Source organism: Micromonospora sp. SH-82, assembly GCF_051132485.1.
Taxonomy (GTDB): domain Bacteria; phylum Actinomycetota; class Actinomycetes; order Mycobacteriales; family Micromonosporaceae; genus Micromonospora.
Map to the genome: position 1 here is coordinate 6,056,799 of NZ_CP148049.1, position 26,422 is coordinate 6,083,220.

Consider the following 26,422-nt stretch of genomic DNA (forward strand, 5'->3'; position numbering starts at 1 on the left):
GGAGGGGGTTATCCCCGCGGGGATGCGGTGTGCGGGGCAGCCGCCGTACCGGGGTCCGGTGCGACGCTGTGGGCGAGGAGGGTCATCGCGGCCCGTGACGGCGGCCCCGCCGGGCTGGTGGCCACCACGAGGAGCTGCCCCTGTTCGGTACGCAGGGTCTGTTGGGTCACCGTCATCGCGCCGACCAGCGGGTGTCGCAGTTCGTAGGTCGCGTCACCGCCGGACTTGACCCGGTGGTCGGCCCAGATGGCGGTGAAGTCGTCACTGCCGAGGGTCAGCTCGCCGATGAGGGCGGCGAGGGCGGTGTCGTCCGGGTGCCGGGCCGCAGTGACCCGCAGGTTGCCCACCACCGCCCGCGCCTTGCTGGGCCAGTCCACGTACAACTCACGGGTGTGCTCGTCGAGGAACACCATCCGGGCCATGTTCGGTCGGTCCGACGGCCGGTCCGGGCCGTCCGGGTCGAGGTGGCCGGCGTACAGCGCGTGCCCGGTACGGTTCCAGGCCAACACGTCGCCGCGTCGGCCGAGGACCAGTACGGGGGTGTCCCCCATCGCGGCCACCAGGTCGACGAGCGCGGCGGTGGCCTTCTCGGGGGCCGTCCGCCGCGTGGCGGGGCGGATTCGGGTGGCCTGCGCCAGGTCGTGCAGGTGGCGACGCTCGGCCTCGTCGAGGCGCAGTGCACGGCCGATCGCGTCGAGCACCTCTGGTGATGCGTTCAGCGAGTAGCCCTGCTCCAACCGGGCGTAGTACGACGCGCTCACCCCGGCCAGCATGGCCAGTTCCTCCCGTCGCAGTCCCGGCACCCGCCGACGGTCGCCGTACCCGGTCAGGCCGACGTCCTCCGGTCGCAACTGGGAGCGGCGGGTCTGCAGGAACCGACCCATCTGCCGTTTTCCATCCATGGATCGAGTATCGGCGCACCCTGCCGGCCCAGCCACACCCTGCCGTGGACAGGCACGGCGGGGTGTGGCCTCGACGGGTGGTGGTCACGTTGCGGACCGGCTGTCAGGGCGTGGTGCGGGCGGGGCCGCCGATGATGTACGGGTCCCAGGTGCCGTGGGCGTCGCTGAACCGGTACCAGTACTCGGTGGCCGGGGTGAGGCCGTCGACTGTGACGTCGCCGAAGCGCTGCGGGCCGGAGACGGCGGAGGCCACCGGGGCGTTGCGCTGCTGGGCGTCCTGCCGACCGGAGTAGAGGGTGACCCGGATCGGTGGGTCGTAGCCGCAGGGCGGGGTGAGCAGCATCGAGTATCGGACCGTCACGCTGGTGGAGGTGGTCGCCGTGACCATGCCGGTGATCGGCAAGGCCGGTGGGCAGGCGACCGGCGGGGTCGGGGGTGCGGCGGGCGGCCCGGGGGCGGGCGATCCGAGGGTGATCGATCCGGGGGCGGGCGATCCGGGGCCGGCGGCGATGCCGGTCAGGGCGAGGGTGGCGGCGAGGGCCGCCCCGATGGTGCGGAGCATCCGTACCTCCGAGGGGTGGGATGGCACTGCGACGGCCCGGCGGCGAGGGGGACGGCGCCGACTGCCGGGCTGCGTGGGACACAGTCTGTCATTCGACGGACATCGATTCAATGACGTGCCGTCCGACCCACTGACGAACGGGGCACGCGGAGATCCGCGCACCCCGGCCCCACCGTCGACCGGCCGACGAACGGGGGCGTACGGAAGATCCGTACGCCCCCGTTCCCGGTCGGCGAGTCGTCAGTCCTGCCCGGACAGGTGGGCCAGGGAGCGGGCCACCAGGTCGTCCCGGGCGGCCGGGGGCAGCCCCTCCAGCCCGAACCCGAGGAAGACGGTGTCCTCGGTGACCACCACGGAACCCTCCTCGAAGGCCTGCCGGCTACGGGACCAGTCGTTGCCGTTCGGGGCGGAGCCCGCCGGGGGTCCGGCCACCTGCCAGCCGCCCAGGTCGTCGGACTCGAACGAGGTCTCGGTCACCGTCTGCCCGTCGACGATCACCCGGGCGTCGTCGAGGAAGATCCCCAGCCCCTGGGTGGCCCAGTCGGAGACCGAGGAGATGGAGACCTCGACCTGCTTGCCGGCGTACGCCGACAGGTCGACGGTGAACTCCTGCCACCCGTTGGACGACCCGGTGGCCGCGTGCCACTGACCGGTGGTGCCGGTCGGCGAGCAGTCCGCCCCCTGGTAGTGGCCGAGGAACGGGTGGAGTTGGTCGACCCAACCGGACTGGCAGCTCTCCCCGGTCGCGGTGGTGGTCCGCCCCCCGGCGTCCGGCAAGGTCGTCCAGGTGTCGGAGCCCACCTCGTGGGCCTCGACGATCATGAAGTCCCAGTCCGTCTCGATCTCGTACGAGGTCCAGAACTTCAGCTGGGCGCTGGTCGCCGAGGTCAGGTCGACGGTCCGGGTCAGCCGCTTGTACGCCTCGTCGGCCTGGCCGCTGTAGAGGTACCAGTCCCCGGTGCGCGGGTCGAACGGCGCCCCGCCCGGACGGCTCCACCCCACCGGCGCGGAGCTGGTGAACTGCGGGAACTGGTCCGGTGGGAGGAAGGTGCTGGTGGTCAGGAACGAGGCGGTGTGGTCCTGGTTCTGCGCCGATCCGGGCGCGTTGAGTGAGCCGGAGAACCCTTCGAAGGCCCCGGACCGACCGGCGACCGGGTACGGGTCACCCTCCGGCGAGGTTCCGCCGTCGCTGACGTACGTGTGGGCGCCCAGGTAGTACTGCTGGAAGTCGTTGAACAGGGGCAGGCAGGTGGGGTCGTCGGCGTCGGTGCACTCCTGCGGCCCGTTCGGCTGGTACCCGTACAGCCCGTTCGCGGACTGGGCGTAGAGCGCGTACTTGCCGCTGAGCAGGAGCTTGCCACCCTCGTTGAGGTAGTCCCTGACGTTCAGTTCGGTCTCCAGGGCGGCCCGGGCAGCGGTCCCGGCCACCTGACCGGGTGACCGGAGGATGACGTCGTCACCGGTCTCCCAGAGGACCGTGTCGTAGTGCGAGAGCACCCCGAGGTGGTGGGGGGCCTTCCGACCGGCGGCGTCGAAGTCGTACACGTCGCTGGTGTGCCCGGCGGCGGTGAGGGCGGCGACCATCTCGTCGGCGTACTTGGCGGAGGTCCCGGTCTGGGCGGGGCTGAGCCCGGTGACGTCCTCGACCGCCAGGACCAGGACGTCGCCGCCGACGTCGTCGTGCACCCGGTAGGTGAAGCGTTCGCTGCCTACCACTCCGGTGCCCGCCTTGCGGCCGGAGAACCACACCTCGACCCGGTCGCCCGGCTTGGTGCCGGTCACGGTGCCGCGCATCTCGGCGTAGTAGTCGTTGTGGGTGTCGCCGTACCGTTCGCCGCCGCGCCACGGGGCGACGTCGACCGACTTGGGTCGGCCGCCGTTGACGACGTAGTGGAGCTTGACGTTCTTCAGGGACCGCCGGGTGATCGCGGCGACCTCCTGGGTCCGGCCGTACGAGGTGTCGAAGGCGTCGACGACGAAGTCGGGGGTGGTACGCCCGACCACGGAGACCGGCTCGTCCGGCTTCTTCGCCGACTTCGCCACGGCCAACGCGAACGGGAGGTTCTTCGCCACCTCGGCGGCGATCAGCTTCTCGTCGTCGGGGAAGATGAAGTCGGAGACGCAGTCCTCGGGTCGCCACTGGTCGTCCGGGTCGGACTCGGCCGCCGCCGTGCAGGTCGACATCTCCGGGGTGAACCCGAGGGTGCCGTACTCGACGGTGGCGTACGAGTCGGTGTCGCCGTTGGTGGTGTACAGCTCGGCGGAGAGGTCCGGGTCGTATCCGGGGACCGCCGGGTTCGCGTCGTCACCGGCCAGCGCCTCGTAGATGACGTCGTCGGGGGTGGGGGTGCTGACCTGCCACCCGAGGCCGTACAGCAGCAGTTGCGCGGCCGAGTGGTAGTTGAGCAGGTACTCGAACCTGACCCGTTTGAAGAGTCGGTCCAGGGCCTTGGTCTCCGGCTCCGAGTTGGGGGCGGTCCCCCGGTAGGTCTCGCTGGTCGGGTTCGGAGACGAGCCCTCGTTGTCGTATCCCCACTTGAAGTCGAAGTTGCGGTTGAGGTCCACGCCGTCGACCGAGGTGATCTGACCGTCGCCGTCGTTGTCCCGCAGGTTCTTGCGCCACAGGCGGTTGCCGGGGGTGAAGGTGTGGTCGTACCCGTCCGGGTTGATCACCGGGAGGAACCACAGCTCGGTGCTGTTGACCAGCCGGGTGATCTCCTGGTCCTTGCCGTAGTTGTCGAGGACGTGGTGCATCAGCCGGCGGGTCATCTCCGGGGTGATCCACTCCCGGGCGTGCTGGGCGCCCGCGTAGAGGACCGCGGGCTTCTGACCGTCCGGGGTCGTCCGGGCGTCGCGGGTGACCTTCACGGCGAGGATCGGTTTGCCCTGCACCGAACGGCCGATCGTCTCCACCTTGGTCAGCTTCGGGAACCGGGCGGCGGTGGCCGTCAGCTCGTCCCGGATTCCCCCCGGGGCGCTGTACGGCCGGAACGCCGTCCACCCCTGCGCCGCCTGGTCCCGCAGGGCCTGCGAGGCGGCCTTGCCCCCGACCTTCTTGACGTCGAGCGTGACGCCCTGGGCCTTGAGCCGCTCGGCCTGCCGCCGGCTCAGCACCGCCTCGACCCGGGTCCGCCCGGAGGGGTCGGTGGCCTGCTCGCCGTGGCCCAGGTCGACCCCGGTGGCCCGCAGCGTCGCCAGCTGGGCCGGGTCGACCGTCCCGACGTACACCTCCAGACCGTCCTGGGCCTGCGGACCGGACGGTGGCTTCGCGGTCGCCGGTGCGGTCAGAACCAGCGCCCCGACCAATGTGAACACACTGGCGATCGCCAGCCGTGTGCGCCTCATCGCGCCCCCTGTCGTGGAAGGACCGATCACTGACGCGAGCCTTCCACGTCCGCCATACATGTCAATGCCTTGATGTCCAGCTCTCGTCGGCCCGACGGCGCACCTTCGGCGGCCGTGCGGAGGTCGCGCGACTCCGACGAACGGACACCCACAGTGATCTCCACGGTACGCATGGTCCTCCCCCCGGGCTCCCCTCCGACCACCCGTCCCACGGCTGACCAGCGCGTCCAGCCCGGCGGCACGGGCTGCGTACGATGCGGGGCCGGAGATCGGTTCGGCGGAGGTGGCGACGGATGACAGGACGGCGGGACGGCTACGCCCTCGGCGTCGACCTCGGCACGTCCAACACCGTGGCCGTGCTGCGGCACCCGGACGGGCGGACCCGACCGCTGCTGGTCGAGGGGGAACCGATCATGCCGTCCGGGGTGTACGCCGACCCCGACGGGCGGCTGCACGTCGGCCGTGACGCCCGCCGGCTGGCCCAGGCCGATCCCGGCCGGTACGAGCCGAACCCCAAGCGCCACGTCGACGAGTCCGCCGTACGGCTCGGAGACCGGGACCACGCCCCGGCCGAACTGTTCGCCGCGATCCTCGGCGCAGTGGCCACCGCCGCCGTCGAGGCTGTGGGTTTCCTTCCCCCGGCAGTGGTGACCTGCCCCGCGACCTGGGACGACGCCCGACGTCAGGTGCTGGCCGACGCGCTGCTGCGCGCCGGGTGGCCCTCGGCGGCCGAGCACACCCTCTCCGGGCCGATCCCGGACGGCACCCGGCTGCTGCGGGAGCCGGTCGCGGCGGCCCGCTACTACACCCGGGTCCTGCGTCGACCGGTGCCGGTGGGCTCCTCGATCGCCGTCTTCGACCTCGGCGGCGGCACGTTGGACGTCACGGTGGTCCGCAACGACGGGGCGGACCCGTGGGGCGACTCCGGGTTCACGGTGCTCGCCACCGGCGGAGCCGACTTCGGTGGCCTCGACCTCGACGCCGCCCTGGTCGCCGTCGTCGGGGAACAGGTGGCCGGGGCCGATCCGGCGCTCTGGGGTCGGCTGACCGGACCCCGGTCCACAGGTGAACGCCGGGACCAGATCCAGCTCTGGGAACAGGTCCGTGGTGCCAAGGAGATGCTGTCGCGTGCCCTCACCGCGCCGGTGGCCGTACCGGGGCGGGAGGAGGTGGTCGTGCTCACCCGCGACGACCTGGACCGGGTCGCCGCCCCGCTGGCCGACCGGGCGGTCGCCGTCACCCGGGAGGTGATCGGGGACGCCGGACTCACCCCGGCCGGGCTGGGCGGGCTCTTCCTGGTCGGCGGCGGGTCCCGGGTCCCGCTGGTGGCGCGGCTGCTGCACGCCGGGTTGGGGGTCTCCCCCACCGTCCTGGACCAGCCGGAGCTACCCGTCGCCGAGGGCGCCTTGACCGACCTGCCGACGCCTCGGGGCGTACCGGCCGCCGCCGGCCCGGTTCCGGCACCCGCCTGGTCGCCGCCCACCCCGACGCCCGCACCGGACTGGCCGCCGTCCCCTCCGCATCCGACGGCCGCCTGGTCGCCGTCCGCTCCGGCCTCCCCCGCTCCGACCGCACCGGCCTCTCCGGCCCCCACCGGTCACCTGCCCCCCGCCCCGACACTCGTCGGCCCCGGGGGATCGACGTACGTCCCGTACCAGCCCGCCGTCGGACCACCGGCCGGTCCTCCACCGGGTCCCGGTGCCCCGCGACGGGCCCTCTGGATCACCGCCGCCGCCCTGGTGGCCCTCGCCGGGGTGGTCGGCGCGGCGGTGGTCCTCCTGCTGACCCGGGAACCCCATCCCGACCTGGAGTTCCGTGCCTTCGAACCGGTGGGGCGGATCACCACCGGGGAGCAGCGACCGGCGACGATGCTCACCGCCGTCCTCGGCGACCGGTCGTACCTGGCGTACACGCTGCCGGACAGCCGGCTGCGGGTGGTCGCCGTCGACGCGGGCACCGGCGACCAGGTGTGGGACCGGGAGACGGCCACGACGGCCCGGTGGAACCGGATCGAGGCCACCTCGGGGGTGGTCGCCGTCTTCGCCGACACCACCGACCCCCGGACCGTCCTGGTGTTGGACGCCCGCACCGGAGAACAGAGGTGGGAGCGGTCACTGCAACGCGAGGACGAGGTGCTCCTGGGCTCCGACCGGGCGGTGCTCGTCGACCGCAGCGCCGACCGTCTGGTCGGGCTGGACCTGCGCGACGGCAGTGAGGTCTGGACCCGGGACAGTCCGAGGACCTCCTCCGGCGGCACCCGCACCCGGGTGTATCCGGTGGTCACCGCCGACGAGTCGAACGGACCGGCGTCGGCCGACGGTCGACCCGCGGCGCTCTGGAGCGGGGACGAACGACGCCTGGTCCAGGTGGGGGCGGACCGGTCGGTCCGGGTCGTGGACGTACGTGACGGGTCGGTGGTCCGCGACCGTCCCAACGTCGCCCGGCCCGACGACACCGTCGTGGTCACCGGTGACCGGATGTACGTCGCCGCCGACGGCAACGGCTACCGCCTGGAGGCGTACGACCTCGGGAAGCTGGGCGAGCCGGTGATCCTCTACAGCGCCGGCGAGAACCGGCGACCCCGGACGATGACGGCCTGCGGGGAGCACCGGGTCTGCCTGCTGGAGGTGGCCGACCACGACGCGGAGACCACCGAGGTGGTGGCCGTCGAGGAGGGCTCGGACCCCCGACGCTGGGCGGCCTCCGGAGCCACCACCCTGCTCCCCTTCGGCGAGCACCTGCTCGCCTCCCGCACCTCACCCGAGGAGTCGGTGACCCTGTTCGACCCGCAGGGGCGGGCGCTGCTGACCGACCGGGGCGGGGTGGGGGTCCGCCTCGACGCGGGGAACCTGCTGGTCTTCGCCAAGCAGTTGGGCTCGTTCGAGTCCGACTCCAGCGTCGCCGGGGTCTGGGCCCGCTCCGGTGGGGTCACCGAGTTGGGCCTGCTCACCGGCGTACGCTCGGGCTCCTGCTCGTGGAACGACACCACGATCGTCTGCGGGGCCAGGCAGGAGTTCGTCCTGCACCGCTTCGCCGGGTAGCCGACACCGGCGGCGCGGGAACCCTCGTACGGGGCGGGATGAACCGCGGCCGGTCGGGTATACGGCGGCCGATCTGACGGGGGACGACCACGGTCGCGGACGCGACCGGACACGCGGGCGGGCGGCGGCGAGCCGACCCGCCCGCGAGTGCGTGGGTGGTGCTCAGAAGCCGGTCAGCCAGTTCCAGACGGAGATGACCCAGGCGGTCTGCTGGAGGTAGGCGATCCCCAGGCCGACGAGGAACACCGCCGTCGCCGCGTGGGCACCCTTGGCGCTGCGCCGGATCCGGCCGAGCTGCCGCTCCAGGACGACCCGGCCCAGGAGTCGGGACAGACCGAACAGACCCACCGCCACCAGCAGACTCATCAGGAAGGTGAGGAACGGGCCGGTGAGGTTGCCACCGCCGGACAGTGCCCAGATGCCCCAGCAGACGAAGGCGAACAGGGCGGCGGCGGCGCTGTACTCTCCGCCGATCTTCAACTGCTCGACGTGCCAGCTCAACGGCCGCCGGGGCTCCTGGCTGGCGCCCGGCCAGCCGGTGCCGCTGGGTTCGTGCTCGACGGTGGGGAAGGACTCGGTACGCGGGGTGCGGGGCCGACCCACGGAGGCGACACCCCGACGGAACGGCTCTCCCTGCGGGGGAACCTCCCCACCCGGCTGCGGCGGAATCCCGACACCCGGCTGCGGCGGCACCTCGACGGTTCGCTCGGCCCACGGCTGTGTCTGGTCTGCCATCTCAAATCCTCCCCATGCCCGACGTCGGTCGACGACCGCCGTCTGTATCCGAGGGTAGCCATCGGCCACATCCCCCGCCGACCGGCACACCCCCGCCGCACTGCGGGCGGCCTCCGACCGTCCGGCCGGTGGCGACGCCCCCGCGCAGCGGGGACCACGTTGCGGCCCCCGGGCGGTACGGTCGGTTGATGAGTGATGTGGAGCGGCGCCGACGGCGGCAGCGGCACCATCCCGACCCCGAGGCGGCGACCCGCCGGACAGAGTCCGGGGCATCCCGCCGAACGACCCCCGAGACGACCCGGCGGGCCGACTCCGAGACACCCCGGCGGGCCGAGTCCGACACCTCCCGCCGGACCGACCCCGAGACCGCCGGCCGGGGCGGGTCGAGCACGACGACCACGCGGGTGCACGACGGGGAACCGCCCCGGGGTCGACGCGGCGGCGAGGACCGGGACGGCGACCGGGGACTGCGGGGCCTGGTCGGGTCCGGCTCCTCACAGGTCGGGCTCAGTGCCGCCCTGCGGGCCCGGGACGCGGCCCGGCCGAGCGCCGAGGACCTCGCCCGGGCCGAGGAGCAGGTGGTGGTCGTCCGACGCAACTGGGTGCCCCGGGAGGACCTGCCCCGGTCGCCGCGCTGACCGGGGCGCCACCGGTCAGGGCAGGTCGGGCAGCTTGCGGGACTGCTCGTACTCGGCGACCTGGGTGATCCGGCGGGCGTGCCGCTCGTTGCCGGAGAACGGCGTGGCCAGGAACGCCTCTACCAGGGCGGTCGCCTCGTCCAGGGTGTGCTGGCGGGCACCGACCGCGACCAGGTTGGCGTCGTTGTGCTGCCGGGCGAGCTGGGCGGTGTCGACGTTCCAGGCCAGGGCGGCGCGTACCCCGGCGACCTTGTTCGCGGCGATCTGCTCGCCGTTGCCCGAACCGCCGATGACCACGCCGAGGCTGCCCTGGTCGGCCACCACCCGGTCCCCGGTGTGCAGGCAGAACGCCGGGTAGTCGTCCTCGGGGTCGAAGGCGTGCGGGCCGACGTCGACCACCTCGTAGCCCTGCGTGGCCAGATGGCTGGCCAGGTGCACCTTCAGTTCGTAGCCGGCGTGATCGGATCCCAGGTAGACGCGCATACCGTCAAGTCTTTCAGGCCCGGACGCGCCGACGCCGCCCGGGCCGTACCTCTCCCGTGGGGTGCGACCGGGGACGACCCCGGTCGCACCGGACGGCTCAGACGGACTCGGCGACGACCAGCCCGCCGCGCGCCTTCGGGGTGAACCAGGTGCTCTTGCGCGGCATCTTCTCCCGGGCCAGGTTCACCGCGACGAAGTCGTCGACGGTCACCGGAGCGATCAGGATCGCCAGCTCCGCGCGGCCCGCCTCCACCTCGCCGGTGAGCCAGTCGGCCGGGTAGTCGCCGCCGACGTAGGTGATCCGCTTGTCACCCGGGTCCAGGCCGAGCGCGTCGCGCAGGATCAGCCGCTCCACCAGGGCGTGGTCCAGGTTGTCCAGGCGGCCGGAGCCGACGTGCGGCAGGGTGACGGCGTACGCCTGGTCGGGGAGGCGGAGGTGGACGGTGCCGCCGGCCGCCGGGACCGCCAGCGGACCGGTGACCGGGGTGACAGTGGCACCGGCCGACCGCAGCCGGTCGAGCAGCTCGGCGGGGCTGGTGGTCAGCTCGCTCACCAGACGGTTGTACGGCTGGATCGCCACCGAACGCGGGGTGGTCACCACGGCCAGGAATCGGGACAGGCCGCCGGTCTGCGCGGCCAGGCTCCGGTGGTTGCCGTCGGCGACCACCAGCTCGCCGCCGCCGGCCAACGCGGTCAGCTCGTCCTGCCGCGGACCCGGACCGACCAGCCAGATGGCGTGGGTCCGACCGGCCTGGTCGGTGTCGGTCGCGGCGGGCGCCCCGGCCTGGTCGGTGGCCTGCTCCAGGGCGGTGTGCAACTCGTCACCCCGCCCGGTCTGCAACAGCAGTACCGGCGAGAGGAGGTGCCCCAGCGCCTCGGCGAGCGCCACCCGCTCCCGGACCTTGGCGATGAACACGTCCTCGTTGCGGATCACCAGGCCCGGCTCGTCGGCGCTGGTGGAGATCTGGTCGGTGTCGACGGTGGCGAACAGCCCGTAGGCCGTCTCCTCCCCCGGGGCACTGATCCGGTACAGCACCACCACCTGCTCGGCGGGGGTGTAGCTGCCGTCGGCCTTCGCCTCGGCCAGCCGGGACACCGCCGCCGGCAGCGCGTCCAGGAACGAGGTGCCCAGGCTCTGCGGCGCCTTGTGCGGCATCTCGATGCCGAGGGCACTGTGCGGATTGGCCTCGATGATCGCGGTGATCTCCGCGTCGTCGGCGAACTCGTCATAGTTCTGCGCGCCGGTGCCGCCAGTGGTGATCCAGGCCCGGGCGATCGGATGCACGACCGTCATGCCCGCAGACGCTACCGGCGTCGGGTCCGCCCCCGACGGCCACCCCGCCCCCGGTCCATCAGATGAACGACCAGGTGAGACCGGGTACGGCCGGGGCGCGAAAGGGCCCCGGGTCGACGTTCGAGGCGCAGAAGGGAACCCTTCTCACACTTTGCCCGTCGGCCGGGGCCCTCGGCGACCGTCAGTCGAAGCTGGGATCGACGTCGCGGGACCGCTTCAGTTCGAAGAAGCCGGGCGTCCCGGCCACCAGCAGGACCCCGTCCCACAGCAGGCCGGCCGCCTCGCCCTTGGGCGCCGGGGTGACCACCGGGCCGAAGAAGGCCACCGGCCGGCCGTCCGGGCCGGGGGCGTGCACCACGGGGGTGCCCACGTCGGCGCCGACCGGGCGCATCCCGGCCTCGTGGCTGGCCCGCAGGGCCTCGTCGTACCCGGTGGAGGTGGCGGCGTCGGCCAGCGCCGGGTCCAGGCCGACGTCGGTCAGCGCGTCGACGTACAGCTGCGGCCCCAGCTCGGCCCGGCCCAGGTGGATCCGGGTGCCGAGCGCCGTGTAGAAGGCCCGGACCGCGTCCCCGCCGTGGCCCTGCTCGACGGCGATGCAGACCCGCACCGGCCCCCATCCCCGTTCCAGCAGGGTGCGGTACTGCTCGGGAACGTCACGTCCCTCGTTGAGCACCGACAGACTCATCACGTGGAACCTGACGTCCACGTCCCGTACCTGCTCGACCTCCAAGAGCCAGCGGGAGGTGATCCAGGCCCACGGGCAGATCGGGTCGAACCACATGTCCACGGCAGCGCGTTCAGCCACGGCCGGCTCCCTTCGTGACGGGGGATCCCAGCTCCTGGGGCCCTGCCCCGATCTTCACCCCGAGGCCCATCGACAGGCAGCGGAATGAGAGCGTGAGCTAGGCCACCACAAGAGGTCCGTGCATGCAAGACTCGGTTCGGGCTGACCGTCACGAACGGACGGCTGACCGGGCCGCCGCGCCGTACGGCATAACGGGATGGAGAAACGAGAGTGCCGGGAGTTCGCAACCTGACCCAGGTCGAGGCCGTCGAGCGGGCCCGCCTGCTCGACGTCACGGGCTACGACATCAGGCTGGACCTGTCGACCGCGGTCCTGGCGGAGGGCCGGACCTTCCGCTCGGTCACCGAGGTCCGGTTCCGGTGCACCGAACCCGGGGCGAGCACCTTCATCGAGGTCGCCGCCGATTCGGTACGCTCCGCGACGCTCAACGGCGACCCGGTGGACCTCGGCGACTGGTCCGCCGAGAAGGGGCTGACCCTGACCGGGCTGGCCGCCGAGAACGTCCTGGTCGTCGAGGCCGACTTCCTGTACTCCAGCAGCGGGCAGGGCCTGCACCGGACGGTGGACCCGGTCGACGGCGAGACCTACCTCTACAGCCAGTTCGAGACGGCCGACGCCCAGCGGGTCTACGCCTGCTTCGACCAGCCCGACCTGAAGAGCGTCTACACCTGGCAGGCCACCGTCCCGGCGCACTGGCGGGTCGTCTCCAACATGCCCGTGGTGCGGGAGGACCCCGCGGACGAGCAGACCAAGACCGTCCACTTCGCCGAGTCGGCGCGGATGAGCACGTACATCACCGCGCTCTGCGCCGGGCCGTACCACGAGGTGCGCCGTACCCACGACGGGATCGACCTGGGCTACTTCTGCCGGGCCACGATGGCGTCCCACCTCGACGTGGACGACCTGCACCTGGTCACCACCCAGGGCTTCGACTTCTTCCACGAGCAGTTCGGGGTCCGCTACCCGCTGCCCAAGTACGACCAGGTCTGGGTGCCTGACTTCAACGCCGGGGCGATGGAGAACTTCGGCTGCGTGACGCACGCCGAGTCGCACTACATCTTCCGGTCCCAGGTCACCGACTTCGAGTACGAGCAGCGGGCCAACACGATCCTGCACGAGCTGGCGCACATGTGGTTCGGTGACCTGGTCACCATGCGCTGGTGGAACGACCTGTGGCTCAACGAGTCGTTCGCCGAGTGGGCCAGCCACTGGTGCAACACCCACGCCACCCGGTTCACCGACGCCTGGACGACCTTCCTGTCGGTGCGCAAGAACTGGGGCTACCGGCAGGACCAGCTCTCCTCCACCCACCCCGTCTACACCGAGATGCCGGACCTGGAGGCCGTCGAGGTCAACTTCGACGGCATCACGTACGCCAAGGGTGCCAGCGTCCTCAAGCAGCTGGTGGCGTACGTCGGGATCGAGCCGTTCCTGGCCGGGCTGCGCAGCTACTTCGGCAAGCACGCCTGGGGCAACGCCACCTTCGACGACCTCCTCTCCGAGCTGGAGGCCGCCTCGGGGCGGGAGCTGCGCAAGTTCGCCTCCCAGTGGCTGGAAACCGCACAGGTCAACACGTTGCGCCCGGAGGTGGCCGTCGGCCCGGACGGCACGTACCAGCAGGTGGTGGTGCGGCAGGAGGCACCGGCCGAGCACCCGACGCTGCGTACCCACCGGATCGGGGTCGGGCTGTACGACCTCACCGACGGCCGGTTGGTACGGCGGGAGCGGTTCGAGGTCGACGTCGCCGGGGACCGTACCGAGCTCTCCGTCCTGCACGGCCTGCCCGCCGCCGACGTCCTGCTGCTCAACGACGACGACCTCACCTACGCCAAGCTGCGGCTGGACGAGCAGTCCATGGCCACCGTGGTCCAGCACATCGCCGGCTTCGAGTCCTCGTTGGCCCGCGCCCTGTGCTGGGCCGCCGCCTGGGACATGGTGCGCGACGCCGAGCTGGGCGCCCGCGACTACGTGGCACTGGTCGCCGCCGGGCTGCCCGCCGAGACCGACATCAACCTGGTCACCGCGACGCTGCGGCAGGCCGCCTCGACGCTGGTCTTCTACGCCGACCCGGAGTGGGCGCCGACCGGTTGGGCGGAGTTGGCCCGTACCGCGAAGACGGCGCTCGCCGACGCCGAGCCGGGCAGCGGGTTCCAGCTCGCCTGGGCCAGGGCGTACGCCTCGGCGACCCGTTCGGCGGAGGACCTGTCGGTGCTGCGGAGCTGGCTGGACGGCACCGGGGCACCGCAGGGGCTGACCGTCGACACCGAACTGCGCTGGTCGCTGCTGGGTGCCCTGGTCGCCAACGGTGCGGCCGGAGCCGACGAGATCGAGGCGGAGCTGGCCCGGGACCGTACCGCCAGTGGCGAGCGGGAGGCGGCGTACGCGCACGCCCTGGTGCCGACCCCGGAGAACAAGGCGGCCGTCTGGGCGCAGCTGACCGGCGCGCAGGCCCTGCCGAACTGGCGAAACCGGGCGCTGTTGCAGGGCTTCGCCCACCCGGCGCAGGTGGAGCTGGTCGCGCCGTACCGGGAGCGGTACTTCGCCACCGTGGGTCAGGTGTGGGCCAGCCGGGACAGCGAACCGGCGCAGGAGTTCACCCAGTTGGCGTACCCGGCGTACCTCGTCGAGGAGGCGACGGTGGCCGCCACCGACGCCTGGCTGGCCGGCGAGGGGCACCCGGCCCCGCTGCGTCGCCTCGTCGCCGAGGGGCGCGACGGTGTGCTCCGCGCCCTGCAGGCCCGCGCCCGGGACACCCGCAGCGCGTGAACGCAGAGAACCGCCCGGTGCCGTGTGGCACGGCACCGGGCGGTTCGTCGTATCGGGTGGGAAGTGGTCGACCGGTGTGGTCGGCCGGATCCCGCTGCTCAGGCCCGGCCGGCGTGGGTGGCGAGCTGGTCGAGGCCGTTGATGACGCCACCGGCCAGGTCACCGACGCCGAAGGCGGCCACCATGGAGAGGGCGGCGAGCTTGGCGTACGTGTCGGGGATGCGCCGCCGGGCCTGCCGACCGGTTATCACCTCAAGCTGACGCTGGTTGGGTGACACGGCGATCAGCACCGACATGTCGGGGTCGGCGAGCTGCCGGTGCAGCCGTTCGGCGTGCTCCCGGACCGGCTCGTCGAGTGCCCCGACGTAGACCGAGAAGGTCAGCCCGGTGCCCTGGTCGGCCAGGCGGAGGGCCTCGTCGATGCGGAGCAGCTGCCGGGTCGAGAACGGCCCGTCCAGCACCTCGGGCGGGCTGCCCGCCTCGACCTCGGCCTGCTTCTCACCAACGGTCACTTGCGCCTCCCGTTCCCCCGGCCGGCGCCTCGATGCCGGCCTGCTCCTGCTTACGGCTGCTCAGCGCGGGTGCCTGGGCACCTGCGGCCAGGGCGGTGCCGGCCGAGTCGGCCAGCTGCTCCGGGCGGGCCAGGAACCAGACCGGAGTGAAGTCGAAGGACCGGCCCGGCCGGTAGCGCTTGGTGCCGCCACGACCGCCGCGACCGCCGGCGAGCGCCAGACCGGCGATCACCAGCACCGCAGCCGCCGGGATGCCGACGAAGACCAGCAACGTCTCGGTAACAGACAATCCCAACGCCCCCAGGCGGAAAGAGTGACCTTACGTTCAAGGGTGGGCCGGATGATGATCTCGCCGATCACCCGGATCCGCTCCTGCTCACGTTAGCGGAGTCGGTGGCCTGCCAGCTTGCGGGGTGGCGATCCCCACCGGTGTCGTTCTGCTCCGATTCCCCCGAAAGGCAATCAAAAGGGCGTCACTCACTCCCGGTCGACGGCGAGCAGCTCCCGGACCGGTCATACATCGACTGTGGCGGCCAGGGCGGTGGCGGCGCGCCAGCAGTCGTGATGGGTCGAGTAGAGCGGCACCGGGGCGAACCGGACGATGTCCGGCTCCCGGGAGTCGGCGATCACCCCGTGCTCGTACCGCAGGCGCCGGGTCAGCTCGGCGGCGCCGACGCCGCCGGTGCGGACGGAGATCTGGCAGCCCCGGCGGTGGTTCTCACGCGGCGTGACGACGGTCAGGGGCCGGTCGGCGGTCACCAGGTCGAGCAGCTCCGCCAGCCAGCCGGTGAGCCGCAGGCTCCGTTCGCGCAGGGCGGGCATGCCGACCGAGTCGAACAGCTCCAGCGAGGTCCGGACCGGTGCCATGGCCAGCAGCGGCTGGCACGAGACCTGCCAGGCGTCGGCGGTGGCCGCCGGGCGGGAGACCGGGGCCATCTGGAACCGGGTGGCGAGTTCGTTGCCCCACCATCCCTCGAACCGGGGCAGGTCCGACCGGCCGTGGTGCCGGTCGTGGACGAAGAGACCGGCCGGGCTCCCCGGGCCGGAGTTGAGGTACTTGTAGGTGCACCAGGCGGCGAAGTCGACGTCCCAGTCGTGCAGGGCCAGCGGCACGTTGCCCACCGCGTGGGCCAGGTCCCAGCCGACCACCGCCCCGGCGGCCCGTCCCGCCGCGGTGATCGCCGGGATGTCGACCAGCTCCCCGGTGAGGTAGTTGACCCCGCCGAGCAGCACCAGGGCGACGGTGTCCCCCTCGGCCGCCAGGTACGCGGTCACGTCCTCGGCGCGCAGGGTCTCCTCACCGTCGCGGGGCCGCAGCCGGACCACGGTCCGGTCCGGGTCGAGGCCGTGGAACCGGGCCTGGCTGCGCACGGCGTAGCTGTCGGAGGGGAAGGCGTTGTCCTCGATGACGATCCTGGTCCGCTCCCCCGCCGGGCGGTAGAAGCTGACCATCAGCAGGTGCAGGTCGACGGTGAGGGTGTTCATCACCACCACCTCCGTCGGCCGGGCGCCGACCAGGCGGGCACTCGGTCCGGCCAACAGCTCGTGGTAACGGGTCCAGGGCCGCTCCGACTCGAACCACCCCTCCACCGCCAGCCGACGCCAGGTCTCCAGCTCGGCGGCGAGGTCGGCCTCGGTCGCCCGGGGCTGGAGGCCGAGGGAGTTCCCGGCGAAGTAGGCCACCTCGGGGTGTGCCCCACCCTGCGCCGGCGGCACGTGGAACAGGTGACGGTGGCCGGGGTCGGCGGCGTCACGCCGCCGGGCCTCGGCCTCGACGGCGGCGAGGTTCGCCGGCTCCGAGGTGGTCATCGTCGGTCTCTCACTTCCGGTTCGTCGCAGGATCACATCGCGGTACGGGCCGACCACAGCTCCGGGAAGACCACCCGGGCGGTGCTCCGTTGCAGCCAGGCCAACCCCGCCGACCCGCCACTGCCCACCTTGGCGCCCATTGTGCGCTGGACCGCCTTGAGATGGTTCCACCGCCAGTCCCCGAACTCCTCGGCCACCGCCGCCAGCGCCTCACCGAGCGACCGCAGGTGGTTGTCCGGCCCGGCGTCGGAGTAGACGCCCACCCAGGCCGCCTCGACCGCCGCGTGCGGCTGGTGCTCCTCGGTGACGTCCCTGGCGAGCAGGTCGGCGGGGACGTCGTGGCCGTGTCGGGCGAGGAGCGCGACGACGTCGTCCCAGACGCTCGGGGCGGCCAGCGCCGCCGTCAGGTCGGCGTGCACCTGCTCCTGGCGGCGGAACGGGCGGATCAACGCCGGATCACGCAGGCCGAGCAGGAACTCCAGCCGCCGGTACATCGCCGACTGGAACCCGGAGCCCTCGCCGAGGAGGTTGCGGAACCGGTTGAAGTCCGCCGGGGTCATCCACCGCAGGGAACGCCAGGCGGCGTTGAGTCCTTCGAGGTGCAGGGCGGCGCGACGCAGTGGGGCGAGCGCCTCCCAGACCCGGTCGGCGCGCAGCTCCCGTTGGGCCTGTCGCAGTTCGTGGCAGGTGAGCCCGAAGTACAGCTCCATGATCTGGCTGACCACCAGGAAGGACATCTCACCGGGGTCGTCGCTGAGCGGCTGCTGGAGCGTGTGCAGGGTGCTGGCGTGCACGTACGTGTCGTAGGGCACCCGCTCGGTGAACTCCAGGGTCGGCTCGCCGCCGTTGCGTACCGCCCGGGCCTTGCGCTGCCGGCCGGTGAGCGGACGTACCCCCGGCCGCTGGTCGGGTTCGCGCAGATCCGTCTCCACCACCGGTCTCCCTCCGTCCGTCGGCACCGACTTCATGATCTCGCGGGTGGACGGGCCGACGGAATGCCGGATCAACGGCAGCACGCGCCGACCACCTATCATCCCGAAGGCGAATCGGCTTTCAGGATTTCCGTACGGAAGGTGCGCTCCGTGGACGACATGGACTGGGCGTTGCTGCGCGAGCTACAGGCCGACGCCCGGCTGTCCTTCAGCGAACTCTCCCGCCGGGTGCATCTGTCCCCGCCCGCCGTCGCCGAACGGGTCCGTCGACTGGAGGAATCCGGGGTGATCACCGGCTACCACGCCCACGTGGACCTCACCCGGGCCGGTCGGACGGTGGTCGCCCTGATCCGGATGTCCTGTTACGGACCCCGGTGCATCCTGCACGACCCCGACGTCCCGCAGTGGCCGGAGATCCGGGAGATCCACCGGGTCACCGGGGACGCGTGCAGCGTGCTCAAGGTCGCCGCCGCGTCGATCGGGGCGTTCGAGGGGCTCATCGACCGTCTCGCCCCGTTCGGGCAGCCGGCCAGCACGATGGTGCTCTCCACGCCGCTGGACTGGCATCCGGTCACCCGATTGGGTTAGCCGCCGCAGCAGGGGGAAAGCCGCCGGGTCGCCCCAGCAGGAACCGGTGCGCCGGTGCCGGGAGGGAGGATCATGCGGGGTCCACGACCGAACGGCAGCCGGGTGCTCGCCGCCTTGTCCACCGTACTCACCGCGATCGGGACGCTGGTCCTGGTCGGCGCGTTCGTCCTGGTCGGAGCCGGTTCGGCCCGGGCCGGCGAGAACACGTTCATCGAGGTGACGCCGAACAGCGTCCAGGCCGGTAACCGGGTGACCATCCGGGCCAGCTGCGACAACGACAACAAACAGTCGGCCGAGGCACACTCCGACGCCTTCGACGGCAAGGTCACCCTCCGGCCGGACAACAACGGCTTCCTGACCGGGACCACCGACGTCCCGAGCAACCAACAGGCCGGTGACTACCCGGTCGACCTGCGCTGCCGCGACGGCAAGACCGCCCAGACCATGCTCACGGTGCTGAACATGGCCCAACCCAGCAAGGGCCCGGCGACCGGGGGCGGCGGTACGGCCGAGGGGCGGGGCACCGGTTCGGTCCTGATCGTCGGCGGGATCGCCGCGCTGGCCGTGGTGGCCGGGCTCGGCCTGATCGGCCGACGGCGTCCCGGTACCGGCGCCTGAAGCCGGTGACAGGCGATGGCCGGCTCACCGACGCCTCGGCGGCGTCCCGAGAACCGGAGACCGGGTCGACCCGGGCGACGGACCGACGGCGGACGGCTACGGGCGGCGGGGCGCGGGGTGGCCCGGGTCGTCCGCCGGGTGGGCGGGCGGGTACGCCGAGCCGCCGGGCACGCCTTCGCCGCGAGCGTCACGACGTACGGTTCCCCGACCGAGGGGCACCTGCGGACGGCGGTCACCCGACGGGCGACTGCGGTACGGCGTACACCTCGGTTCGCCTTCGCCGGACGCTCCGGACCTGGGGCGCCCGTGCTGGTGGTGGCCACCGTGATGGTGCTGATCGTGACGATGCTCGGCGTGGAGTGGGTCACCGGCGTGAGCATGTTGCCCGACCGGCTCACCGCGGGTCTGCGCCCACCGCCCCGGGACCATCCGGTGCTCCCGGCCAGCCCGCCGACGAGCATCAGCATCCCGACCATCTCGGTCGACGCCCCGGTGCACCCGGTCGGCATCGCCGCCGACGGCACCATCGGGGTGCCGGACTCGGCGCGGGCCCAGGAGGGCGGCTGGTACGACCAGGGCCCCACCCCGGGCCAGGACGGACCGGCGGTGATCGTCGGCCACGTGGACACCAGCACCGGCCCGGCGGTCTTCCACAAGCTCAAGGAGCTGGACGAGGGGGACCGGGTGCAGGTGTCACGGGAGGACGGGGCGGTGGCGGTCTTCGAGGTCGAGTCGGTGGACCGGTTCGACAAGGACCGCTTCCCCGCCGACCAGGTCTTCGGTGACTTCAGCCGCCCCCACCTGCGGCTCGTCACCTGCGGGGGACGTTGGGTCGGCGGTGCGACGGGCTACGCCGACAACGTCGTGGTGTTCGCGTCCCTGGTCGACGCCCACCGCTGAGACGCCCAGGTCACCGAAGGTGTCTCACGGCTGAGGTGCCCCGGTCTCCCGGGGTGTCTCACGCGGCCTCGGGCTCGCGCAGGTCGAGCCACCCGGCCCACCGTGGGTCGGGCGCCCGGTGCCCGAGCACCCGCCACGCCGTACCCTTCGGGGCCGACGGCACGCAGTGCAGCCGCCAACCCAGCTCGGCCGGGGTCCGGTCGCCCTTGGTGTGGTTGCACCGGGCGCAGGCTGCCACCACGTTCTCCCAGGCGTGCCGACCACCCCGGCTGCGCGGGAAGACGTGGTCGATCGTCTCGGCAGGCCCCCGGCAGTACGCGCACCGCCAGCCGTCCCGGGCAAAGATCCCCCGACGGGAGAGCCCGACGTGGGTGCGGTACGGGACCCGGACGAACCGGTTGAGCCGGACCACCGACGGAACCGGCAACGCGTTGCGGGCGCTGTGCAGGATGCCCTCCCCGTCGGCCACGCAGACCGCCTTGGCGGAGAGGACGAGGATCGCGGCCCGACGCACGGACACGACACACAGGGGCTCGTAGGTGGCGTTGAGGACCAGCACACCGGACCCGGCTGTGGGTCGTATGTCAGGCATCTGTTCACCCTCCCGGTCCGGTCAGCCCCACCTCGTCCACGGCGTCGACCGGGCGCCCGCGCAGGGCGGGACCACGGGCGACGTGGGTGGGTTCACCGACGTCCGTCAGCGCAATCGTCCCTGATCGGAACCGGGATTGCACGCACTAATCGGGTGGCCCCCGCCGGGGGGTCCCCCGGCCGTGGCAAGATGGCCTGTTCCGTCCGTTTGCGGGGTCACACCACGGGCGGGTCGGCGACGGCGGCGTCGACCCGTGCGGTACGAAGTCACAGTGACTACCGTCATTCGTACGATCGGTGGCCGGGCCACCATCCCCTCCCCCTCTCCCGTCCCCTCTCCTTCTTCGGAGCCGGAGCCGCAGGAGAGCCAGCCCTCCGGGATCTGCCTCGACGACGCGCTCTGCAAGGCGGTGTTCGAGGCCACCGACTCCAGTTGGTTCGCCGAGGGCAGCTACTGGATCCTGCTCAAGCCCCTGCGGATCACCCTGATCCTCCTGGTCGCAGTGGTCCTGCGGTTCCTGGTGGCCCGGGCGATCAACAGGCTGGTCCGGACCACCGCCGACACCTCCATGCCGACCCTGCTGCGACCGTTGAGCGAGCGGATCCCCACCGCCGGCGCCGATCCGACCGAGTTCATCCCGGAACGCCGCCGACAGCGGGCCCAGGCGATCGGTTCGGTGCTGCGCAGTTTCGCGACGGCGTTCATCTTCGGCATCGCGTTGCTGATGGTGCTCAAGGAGTTCAGCTTCGACCTGGCACCGCTGCTGGCCAGCGCCGGGATCGCCGGGGTGGCGTTGGGGTTCGGTGCGCAGAGCCTGGTCAAGGACCTGATCGCCGGTCTGTTCATGCTGATCGAGGACCAGTACGGCGTCGGCGACAACGTCGACCTGGGGGAGGCCACCGGGACGGTGGAGGCGGTCGGGCTACGGGTCACCACCGTGCGCGACGCCCGGGGCGTGCTCTGGTACATCCGCAACGGCGAGATCATCCGGGTCGGCAACAAGAGCCAGGGATGGGCGATGGTCGTCGTCGACCTGCCCATCGGATTCGCCGGTACGGAGGAGGCCGCAGCGGTGATGCGGACGGCTGCGGCGTCGGTGGCGGTCGACCCCGATCTCGCCCCGGAGATCGTCGAGGCCCCCGAGGTGCTGGGGGTGGAGCAGATGACAGTGGACGGGGCGGTCATCCGTACCACCGTCAAGACGACGGCGGACGGTCAGTTCAAGGTCGCCCGGGAGCTGCGCCGACGACTGGCCGAGGCGTTGGAGAACTCGGGGATCACCGCCAAGATCGCCGCGGCCCGGTTCTTCCCCGGTCTGCCCACCGGCAACGGAGTCGAGACGGCGGTCCGCCCTGGCAGCCCCGCAGAGACGGCGGTCCGGCCCGGCAGCACCCCCGTCACCCGAGGCGGCACGGCCCCCGGCACCGGCACGACCCCCACCGGGAACAGCGAGAACGCCGGTACCGGCACCCTGGATCCGTCGGCCGGCACGGGCACCACCGGCCCGGTGAGCGGCGGGACCGGCACGACGGCCGGCGGGACCAGCGGCACACACACCGGGACCGGCACCACCGGCGGGAGCGGCACCACGAGCGGGACCGGCACCACCGGCGGGACCGGCACCACGGGCGGGACCGGCACCACGGGCGGGAGCGGCGGAGGGGCCGCCTCGACCGGACAGAGCGGGGCGACCTGACCGTACGACAGCACCACCGTCCGGGCCCGGCCACCGTGAGTGACCGGGCCCGACGTCCGTTCGGGCGCACCCCTGCGGCCGACCGCTGCGGGGCGGACACCGAGCCGATCCCCGGAGGGGCCGCCCGAACTGCTGTGGTTGTCCAGATATCGAGGGGTCGCAACCCGGGTGGCCCCTCGGGTATCGTCCGTTCGTTCAGTCGGGGATGCGACGATCAAGCCATTCACCCTAGCCAGTCGTCAGACGATCGGGCAGAATTCGGAAGCGATCCTGGCAGAGAGTGATCACATCCTCGCCGATCCGTAGATCTCTGACGACGGTTCCCCGGCGGCACGCCGTCCCTCACGGTGCCGGGGTGATGGAGGCCCCGGTGTCCCACGAGCGACCTGCCACGGAGCGGGCGGCGACCTTCCGGGAGGTGTTCTCCCAGGGGGAATACCGCGCGGTCCTCACCGCCACCACCCTGGCGTGGGTCGGCGACTACATCGCCAAGGCCGCCGTCACCGTCCTGGTCTACCGGCAGAGCGAGTCGGTCGCCCTCTCCGCCGCCGCCTTCGCGGTGAGCTTCCTGCCCTGGCTGATCGGTGGGCCGCTGCTCGCCACCGTCGCCGAGCGGTATCCGTACCGGCGGGTGATGGTGACCTGCGACCTCATCCGGATGGTCTTCGTCGCCCTGGTGGCGGTGCCCGGGATGCCGATCTGGGCGATCCTGTGTCTGCTCTTCCTCACCACCCTGGCCAATCCGCCCAGCCAGGCGGCCCGCTCCGCGTTGATGCCGCTGATCCTCACCGGTGACCGGCTGGTGGTCGGCCTGTCGGTGAACGCCAGCGTCGGCCAGGCCGCGCAGGTGGTGGGTTACCTCGTCGGTGCTGCCATCGCGGCGGTCGACCCGACCGCCGCGCTGGTGGCCAACGCGGCCACCTTCGCCCTCTCCGCAGCCCTGGTCCGCCTCGGGGTGCGTGACAGGCCCTCGGCGATGACCTCCGCGCACCGCAGTCACCTGTTCCGGGAGACCGGGGAGGGGTTCCGACTCGTCTTCGGCGACCCGGTCCTGCGGTCGATCGCCGTGCTGGTCTTCAGCAGCATGCTCTTCGCCATCGTGCCGGAGGGCTTGGCCGCCGCCTGGGCCCGGGAGGGCAACAGCACCGACCTGGACGCCGGGGTGGCCCAGGCGGTCATCATGGCCGCCAACCCGGTCGGGTTCATCCTCGGCGGTCTCGTGATCGGTCGGGCGGTCCGACCCGCCCGCCGGGTACGCCTCATCCGCCCGTTGGCGGTCGCCGCGCCGCTGATGCTGGTGCCCACCCTGTTCGACCTGCCCCCACTGGCGGTCGCCCTGCTCGCCGCCGGCTGCGGAGCCGCGGTCGGAGGACTGCTCCCGGTCGCCAACGGCCTGTTCGTCCGGGCCCTGCCGGACGGCTTCCGGGCCCGCGCCTTCGGCGTGATGGCCACCGGACTCCAGGTGATCCAGGGCATCGCGGTCCTGGTCACGGGCCTTTTGGCGGAGCAGTTCTCGATCCCGGTGGTGGTCGGGGTGTGGAGTGTCGCCGGGGTGGTGCTCATGCTCCTGGTGGTGGTCGGGTCCCCGACCCAGGCGTGGTACGAGGTGACCACCGGTCAGCGGGGGACCGCACCGGCGGCCCGGCCGCCCGGAACGCCCGCCACCCGGAGCACCGCGGGGACCGACGCCCGCCCGCGTTGACCCGTCGACGGCACGGGACGTCGGACCTGCGCCGCACCGGCCGAGCGTACGGGTGTGACCGAGCCCGCAGCCCGACCGGCGGTGGGCGGCGGCCGGGCCGGGAACCCGCCTGGCAGGATGGAACGGTGAATCCCGTAGGTGAGTCCGACCAGCCGAAGGTGACCTTCTTCGAGGCGGTCGGCGGCGAACCCACCTTCCGTGCGTTGGTGGACGAGTTCTACGCCGGCGTCGCCGACGACCCCGTGCTGCGGCCGATGTATCCCGAGGAGGACCTCGGTCCGGCGGCGGACCGGCTCCGGCTGTTCCTGATGCAGTACTGGGGTGGCCCGAACACGTACTCCACCGAGCGGGGGCACCCTCGGCTGCGGATGCGGCACGCCCCGTACCGGATCGGGGCGGTGGAGCGCGACGCCTGGCTACACCACATGCGCCGGGCGGTCGACCGGCTCGACCTGTCGCCGGAGGCGGCCGCCGCGCTCTGGGACTACCTGGAACGGGCCGCGTACTTCATGGTCAACGTGATGGAGGACCCGGCCGGACCGGCCTGACCCGGACCGGGTCCGCCGGCCTCAGAGCAGGGCGCCCTCGTCGTGCAACCAGTCCACGAAGGTCGTCGCCACCGCCGCGCCACAGTCGAGCATCTCCACCAGGAGCGCGTCGTGGGTCCCGGCACCGAGCGGCACCTGGAGTTCGGCGTAGATCGGTAGCTGCCCACGCTCGGTCGGGTCCCCCACGTACGCCTTGCAGAACCGTCGGGTGTGGTTCCACTCGTTGACCACCCGATAGGCCCGGTCGGCCCAGTCCGGCGGGACCGTCGCGTGTGGACGTGCCCGCATCACCAGGATCTCGTCCTCCGGCCCTTCGAGCGTCACCAGCACCGCGTGCCGCTCCCACATGGCGAGCAGGTTGCCGTCGCCGTCGGCCAGGTAACGGACGTCGAGCCGGTCCAGGGCGGTGCAGACCCGGCTCAGTGTCACCGGTTCCACAGTGACCGGCATGTCGGTCATCGCGGTCCGGTCCGTCGTCGGGCAGGCGTCCCCCGGTGTGCGTGGGGACGGCGGTCCGACCCGGACGCTGTCGTCCACTGTGATCCCGCTTCGAGTTTCCCGGCCACCGCCGTCGGCGGGACCTGGGCGCCATGACCACCACGGCATCGCTCGCGCACCTCACTCCCCAGCGGATCCAGCTGCCTACGGTGCGTTGGATCCGAGGATGGACGGTACCCGGACAGCCGAGCTGAAGCACCCCCCCAACGGCAGCCCCAGCCCAGAAGAACGAGTGAGGGTCAACCGAACGGACGAGCCCGGACCGGAGTCACGGCGAGATCGACGACCTTCTGCGACCAGGCCGCGCCGAATGGTCCCACCAGGCCGACCCATCGGCCACTCGCCCGGACCCCCACCCCGCCGGCCGGATCGGCGTCGGCGGAGCCCAGGAAGCCCATCCGGACCAGCCCCTGGATCAGTCGCTGGGACACCTCCACCGGCTCCGCCGGTCCCGTGTCGGGGGTGACCACCACCGGGACGTGGTCGAGCAGGGCGTCCCGGAGGACCCGCTGCCCGACCGCCCGGCCCCCCACCCCGTGCACGGCGGCGGTACGCAGGGTGCCCGCCGCCGCGTCCGCGATCCGGCGGACCTCGGCGGCGGGCAGCGTCTCCACCGCCCGGCTCCCGGTGGGGGGAAGGGGCCACCGCCACTGGGCGTCCCGACGGGCGGGCAACTCCGTACGGCGGTTCTCCAGGGCGGCCAACAGCTCCCCGGCGGCGACTGTGGCGTCTGCGGGGCCGGTCCCGGCCACCGTCCGGACCACGAGCACCCCCCACGGCAGCCGGCCCCACAGGGCGGTCCGACCCGACGTGGCCGTCGACCGCAGCCGTACCGGAGCGGACCGGTCCAACCGGACCAGCCGGGCCAGGAAGGCACCGGCGTCCTCGACTCCGGTCAGCCCGTGCCCTCCCGCCCCCACGTCGACGCCGGACGGGGCGGACCCGTCCGGCCCGACGCCGGTGGGACCGGTCCCGCCCGTACCGGCCCCGCCGGGGGCGCTCATCTGCCGCTCCCGCCCTCGGTGGGGGCGGCGTAGCCGAGCAGGAACGTCCGCTCCTCCTCGGTGAGCCGTCGGGGCAGTTGCCGCGACAGGTCGAACGGGACCAGCACCGAACGGGCCCGGCTGGCCAGCACCTCCCCGTCGTACAACTCGTAGGCCACTGTGAACCGGGAGGCCTTGATCTCCTCGATCCAGAGTTCGATCCGGACCGTGGGGGCGGCGTCGGCGGTGGCCCGACCGAGGGCGTAGTCGACCGGGCGCAGGTAGTCGACCTCGTGCCGACGGATGACCACCCCGTCGGCGAACGAGCCGACCCCCCACGCCCGGCCGCCGGCGAACATCAGCGCCACCCGCGCCTCCTCGTAGAGGGTGAGGAAGCGCGAGTTGTTGACGTGGCCGTACGCGTCCAGGTCGGACCAGCGGAGTGTGCAGTGGTAGACGAACCGGTCAGCCAT

General features: G+C 72.5%; 23 protein-coding genes and 2 pseudogenes. 9 read left to right on the plus strand and 16 right to left on the minus strand.

The features are described from left to right. Window positions 1-8: 8 nt before the first annotated feature. The 4 genes from WHN02_RS26600 to WHN02_RS26615 form a co-directional block, all read right to left on the minus strand. A complete protein-coding gene (locus tag WHN02_RS26600; protein ID WP_434741358.1) occupies window positions 9-902 on the minus strand; it encodes a helix-turn-helix domain-containing protein in 894 nt (297 codons plus the stop codon). Window positions 903-1,005: 103 nt separating this feature from the next. Further along, window positions 1,006-1,464, minus strand: a complete 459-nt coding sequence (locus WHN02_RS26605; RefSeq protein WP_434741359.1) for a hypothetical protein — start codon at window positions 1,462-1,464, stop codon at window positions 1,006-1,008. Window positions 1,465-1,704: 240 nt separating this feature from the next. Continuing rightward, window positions 1,705-4,809, minus strand: coding sequence for a M14 family zinc carboxypeptidase (locus WHN02_RS26610; RefSeq protein ID WP_434741360.1), 3,105 nt, complete (start codon window positions 4,807-4,809; stop codon window positions 1,705-1,707). Window positions 4,810-4,835: 26 nt separating this feature from the next. Continuing rightward, window positions 4,836-4,973, minus strand: coding sequence for a hypothetical protein (locus WHN02_RS26615; protein WP_434741361.1), 138 nt, complete (start codon window positions 4,971-4,973; stop codon window positions 4,836-4,838). Between the two features lie 129 nt (window positions 4,974-5,102). Here WHN02_RS26615 and WHN02_RS26620 point away from each other — a divergent pair, with 129 nt between their 5' ends. Further along, window positions 5,103-7,850 carry an Hsp70 family protein gene (locus WHN02_RS26620; RefSeq protein WP_434741362.1) on the plus strand — a complete coding sequence of 916 codons (2,748 nt, stop codon included), beginning with the start codon at window positions 5,103-5,105 and terminating at the stop codon, window positions 7,848-7,850. Between the two features lie 162 nt (window positions 7,851-8,012). Here the strand turns inward: WHN02_RS26620 and WHN02_RS26625 are convergent, their stop codons facing one another. Further along, window positions 8,013-8,585, minus strand: a complete 573-nt coding sequence (locus WHN02_RS26625; protein WP_434741363.1) for a hypothetical protein — start codon at window positions 8,583-8,585, stop codon at window positions 8,013-8,015. Window positions 8,586-8,773: 188 nt separating this feature from the next. Here WHN02_RS26625 and WHN02_RS26630 point away from each other — a divergent pair, with 188 nt between their 5' ends. Next, a complete protein-coding gene (locus WHN02_RS26630) occupies window positions 8,774-9,223 on the plus strand; it encodes a hypothetical protein (RefSeq protein ID WP_434741364.1) in 450 nt (149 codons plus the stop codon). A 15-nt stretch (window positions 9,224-9,238) separates the two neighbouring features. Here the strand turns inward: WHN02_RS26630 and WHN02_RS26635 are convergent, their stop codons facing one another. The 3 genes from WHN02_RS26635 to WHN02_RS26645 all read right to left on the minus strand — a co-directional run bounded on the left by WHN02_RS26635 (window position 9,239) and on the right by WHN02_RS26645 (window position 11,781). Beyond that, entirely contained in the window at window positions 9,239-9,706 is a 468-nt protein-coding gene (locus tag WHN02_RS26635; protein ID WP_350898117.1) for a ribose-5-phosphate isomerase, read from the minus strand. 97 nt (window positions 9,707-9,803) lie between these two features. Further along, window positions 9,804-11,000, minus strand: a complete 1,197-nt coding sequence (locus WHN02_RS26640; RefSeq protein ID WP_434741365.1) for a DUF1015 family protein — start codon at window positions 10,998-11,000, stop codon at window positions 9,804-9,806. Between the two features lie 181 nt (window positions 11,001-11,181). Continuing rightward, window positions 11,182-11,781: a mycothiol-dependent nitroreductase Rv2466c family protein gene (locus WHN02_RS26645; protein WP_434744086.1), complete on the minus strand. Its 600-nt coding sequence runs from the start codon at window positions 11,779-11,781 to the stop codon at window positions 11,182-11,184. A 234-nt stretch (window positions 11,782-12,015) separates the two neighbouring features. On the opposite strand from WHN02_RS26645, the gene pepN reads away from it, so the two are divergent. Next, the gene (pepN, locus tag WHN02_RS26650) at window positions 12,016-14,571 is read left to right on the plus strand and encodes an aminopeptidase N (RefSeq protein ID WP_434741366.1); all 2,556 of its coding nucleotides are present in this window, start codon (window positions 12,016-12,018) and stop codon (window positions 14,569-14,571) included. A 98-nt stretch (window positions 14,572-14,669) separates the two neighbouring features. On the opposite strand, the gene WHN02_RS26655 is transcribed toward pepN, so the two are convergent. The 4 genes from WHN02_RS26655 to WHN02_RS26670 all read right to left on the minus strand — a co-directional run bounded on the left by WHN02_RS26655 (window position 14,670) and on the right by WHN02_RS26670 (window position 17,860). Further along, window positions 14,670-15,083 carry a DUF5130 family protein gene (locus tag WHN02_RS26655; RefSeq protein WP_434741367.1) on the minus strand — a complete coding sequence of 138 codons (414 nt, stop codon included), beginning with the start codon at window positions 15,081-15,083 and terminating at the stop codon, window positions 14,670-14,672. Then, window positions 15,070-15,378 (minus strand): aa3-type cytochrome oxidase subunit CtaJ, encoded by a 309-nt coding sequence (gene ctaJ / locus WHN02_RS26660; protein WP_434741368.1) that lies wholly within the window; start codon window positions 15,376-15,378, stop codon window positions 15,070-15,072. Before ctaJ ends, WHN02_RS26655 begins: the two co-directional genes overlap by 14 nt. 218 nt (window positions 15,379-15,596) lie before the next feature. After that, window positions 15,597-16,892, minus strand: a complete 1,296-nt coding sequence (gene kynU, locus WHN02_RS26665) for a kynureninase (RefSeq protein ID WP_434741369.1) — start codon at window positions 16,890-16,892, stop codon at window positions 15,597-15,599. A 32-nt stretch (window positions 16,893-16,924) separates the two neighbouring features. Then, the gene (locus tag WHN02_RS26670; protein ID WP_434744087.1) at window positions 16,925-17,860 is read right to left on the minus strand and encodes a tryptophan 2,3-dioxygenase; all 936 of its coding nucleotides are present in this window, start codon (window positions 17,858-17,860) and stop codon (window positions 16,925-16,927) included. A gap of 114 nt (window positions 17,861-17,974) precedes the next feature. On the opposite strand from WHN02_RS26670, the gene WHN02_RS26675 reads away from it, so the two are divergent. From WHN02_RS26675 to WHN02_RS26685, 3 genes are all read left to right on the plus strand, one after another. Next, window positions 17,975-18,412: an Lrp/AsnC family transcriptional regulator gene (locus WHN02_RS26675; protein ID WP_434741370.1), complete on the plus strand. Its 438-nt coding sequence runs from the start codon at window positions 17,975-17,977 to the stop codon at window positions 18,410-18,412. A 72-nt stretch (window positions 18,413-18,484) separates the two neighbouring features. Further along, window positions 18,485-19,030 (plus strand): hypothetical protein, encoded by a 546-nt coding sequence (locus WHN02_RS26680; protein WP_434741371.1) that lies wholly within the window; start codon window positions 18,485-18,487, stop codon window positions 19,028-19,030. Between the two features lie 15 nt (window positions 19,031-19,045). Further along, entirely contained in the window at window positions 19,046-19,930 is an 885-nt protein-coding gene (locus WHN02_RS26685) for a class F sortase (RefSeq protein WP_434741372.1), read from the plus strand. 58 nt (window positions 19,931-19,988) lie between these two features. On the opposite strand, the gene WHN02_RS26690 is transcribed toward WHN02_RS26685, so the two are convergent. Beyond that, complete coding sequence (locus WHN02_RS26690; RefSeq protein ID WP_350898125.1) at window positions 19,989-20,522, minus strand: HNH endonuclease; 534 nt, start codon at window positions 20,520-20,522, stop codon at window positions 19,989-19,991. A gap of 379 nt (window positions 20,523-20,901) precedes the next feature. Between WHN02_RS26690 and WHN02_RS26695 the strand changes: the two are divergent. The 3 genes and pseudogenes from WHN02_RS26695 to WHN02_RS26705 all read left to right on the plus strand — a co-directional run. Further along, window positions 20,902-21,864, plus strand: a pseudogene (locus WHN02_RS26695) (mechanosensitive ion channel family protein); the annotation flags it as partial. Window positions 21,865-22,576: 712 nt separating this feature from the next. Then, window positions 22,577-23,978, plus strand: a pseudogene (locus WHN02_RS26700) (MFS transporter). Between the two features lie 67 nt (window positions 23,979-24,045). Further along, window positions 24,046-24,468, plus strand: a complete 423-nt coding sequence (locus WHN02_RS26705) for a globin (RefSeq protein ID WP_434741373.1) — start codon at window positions 24,046-24,048, stop codon at window positions 24,466-24,468. 21 nt (window positions 24,469-24,489) lie between these two features. Here the strand turns inward: WHN02_RS26705 and WHN02_RS26710 are convergent, their stop codons facing one another. The 3 genes from WHN02_RS26710 to WHN02_RS26720 all read right to left on the minus strand — a co-directional run bounded on the left by WHN02_RS26710 (window position 24,490) and on the right by WHN02_RS26720 (window position 26,422). After that, complete coding sequence (locus WHN02_RS26710) at window positions 24,490-25,074, minus strand: YbjN domain-containing protein (protein ID WP_434741374.1); 585 nt, start codon at window positions 25,072-25,074, stop codon at window positions 24,490-24,492. Window positions 25,075-25,205: 131 nt separating this feature from the next. After that, a complete protein-coding gene (locus WHN02_RS26715; protein WP_434741375.1) occupies window positions 25,206-25,970 on the minus strand; it encodes a hypothetical protein in 765 nt (254 codons plus the stop codon). After that, on the minus strand, window positions 25,967-26,422 hold the full coding sequence (locus tag WHN02_RS26720; protein WP_350899162.1) for an acyl-CoA thioesterase: 456 nt from the start codon (window positions 26,420-26,422) through the stop codon (window positions 25,967-25,969). Before WHN02_RS26720 ends, WHN02_RS26715 begins: the two co-directional genes overlap by 4 nt.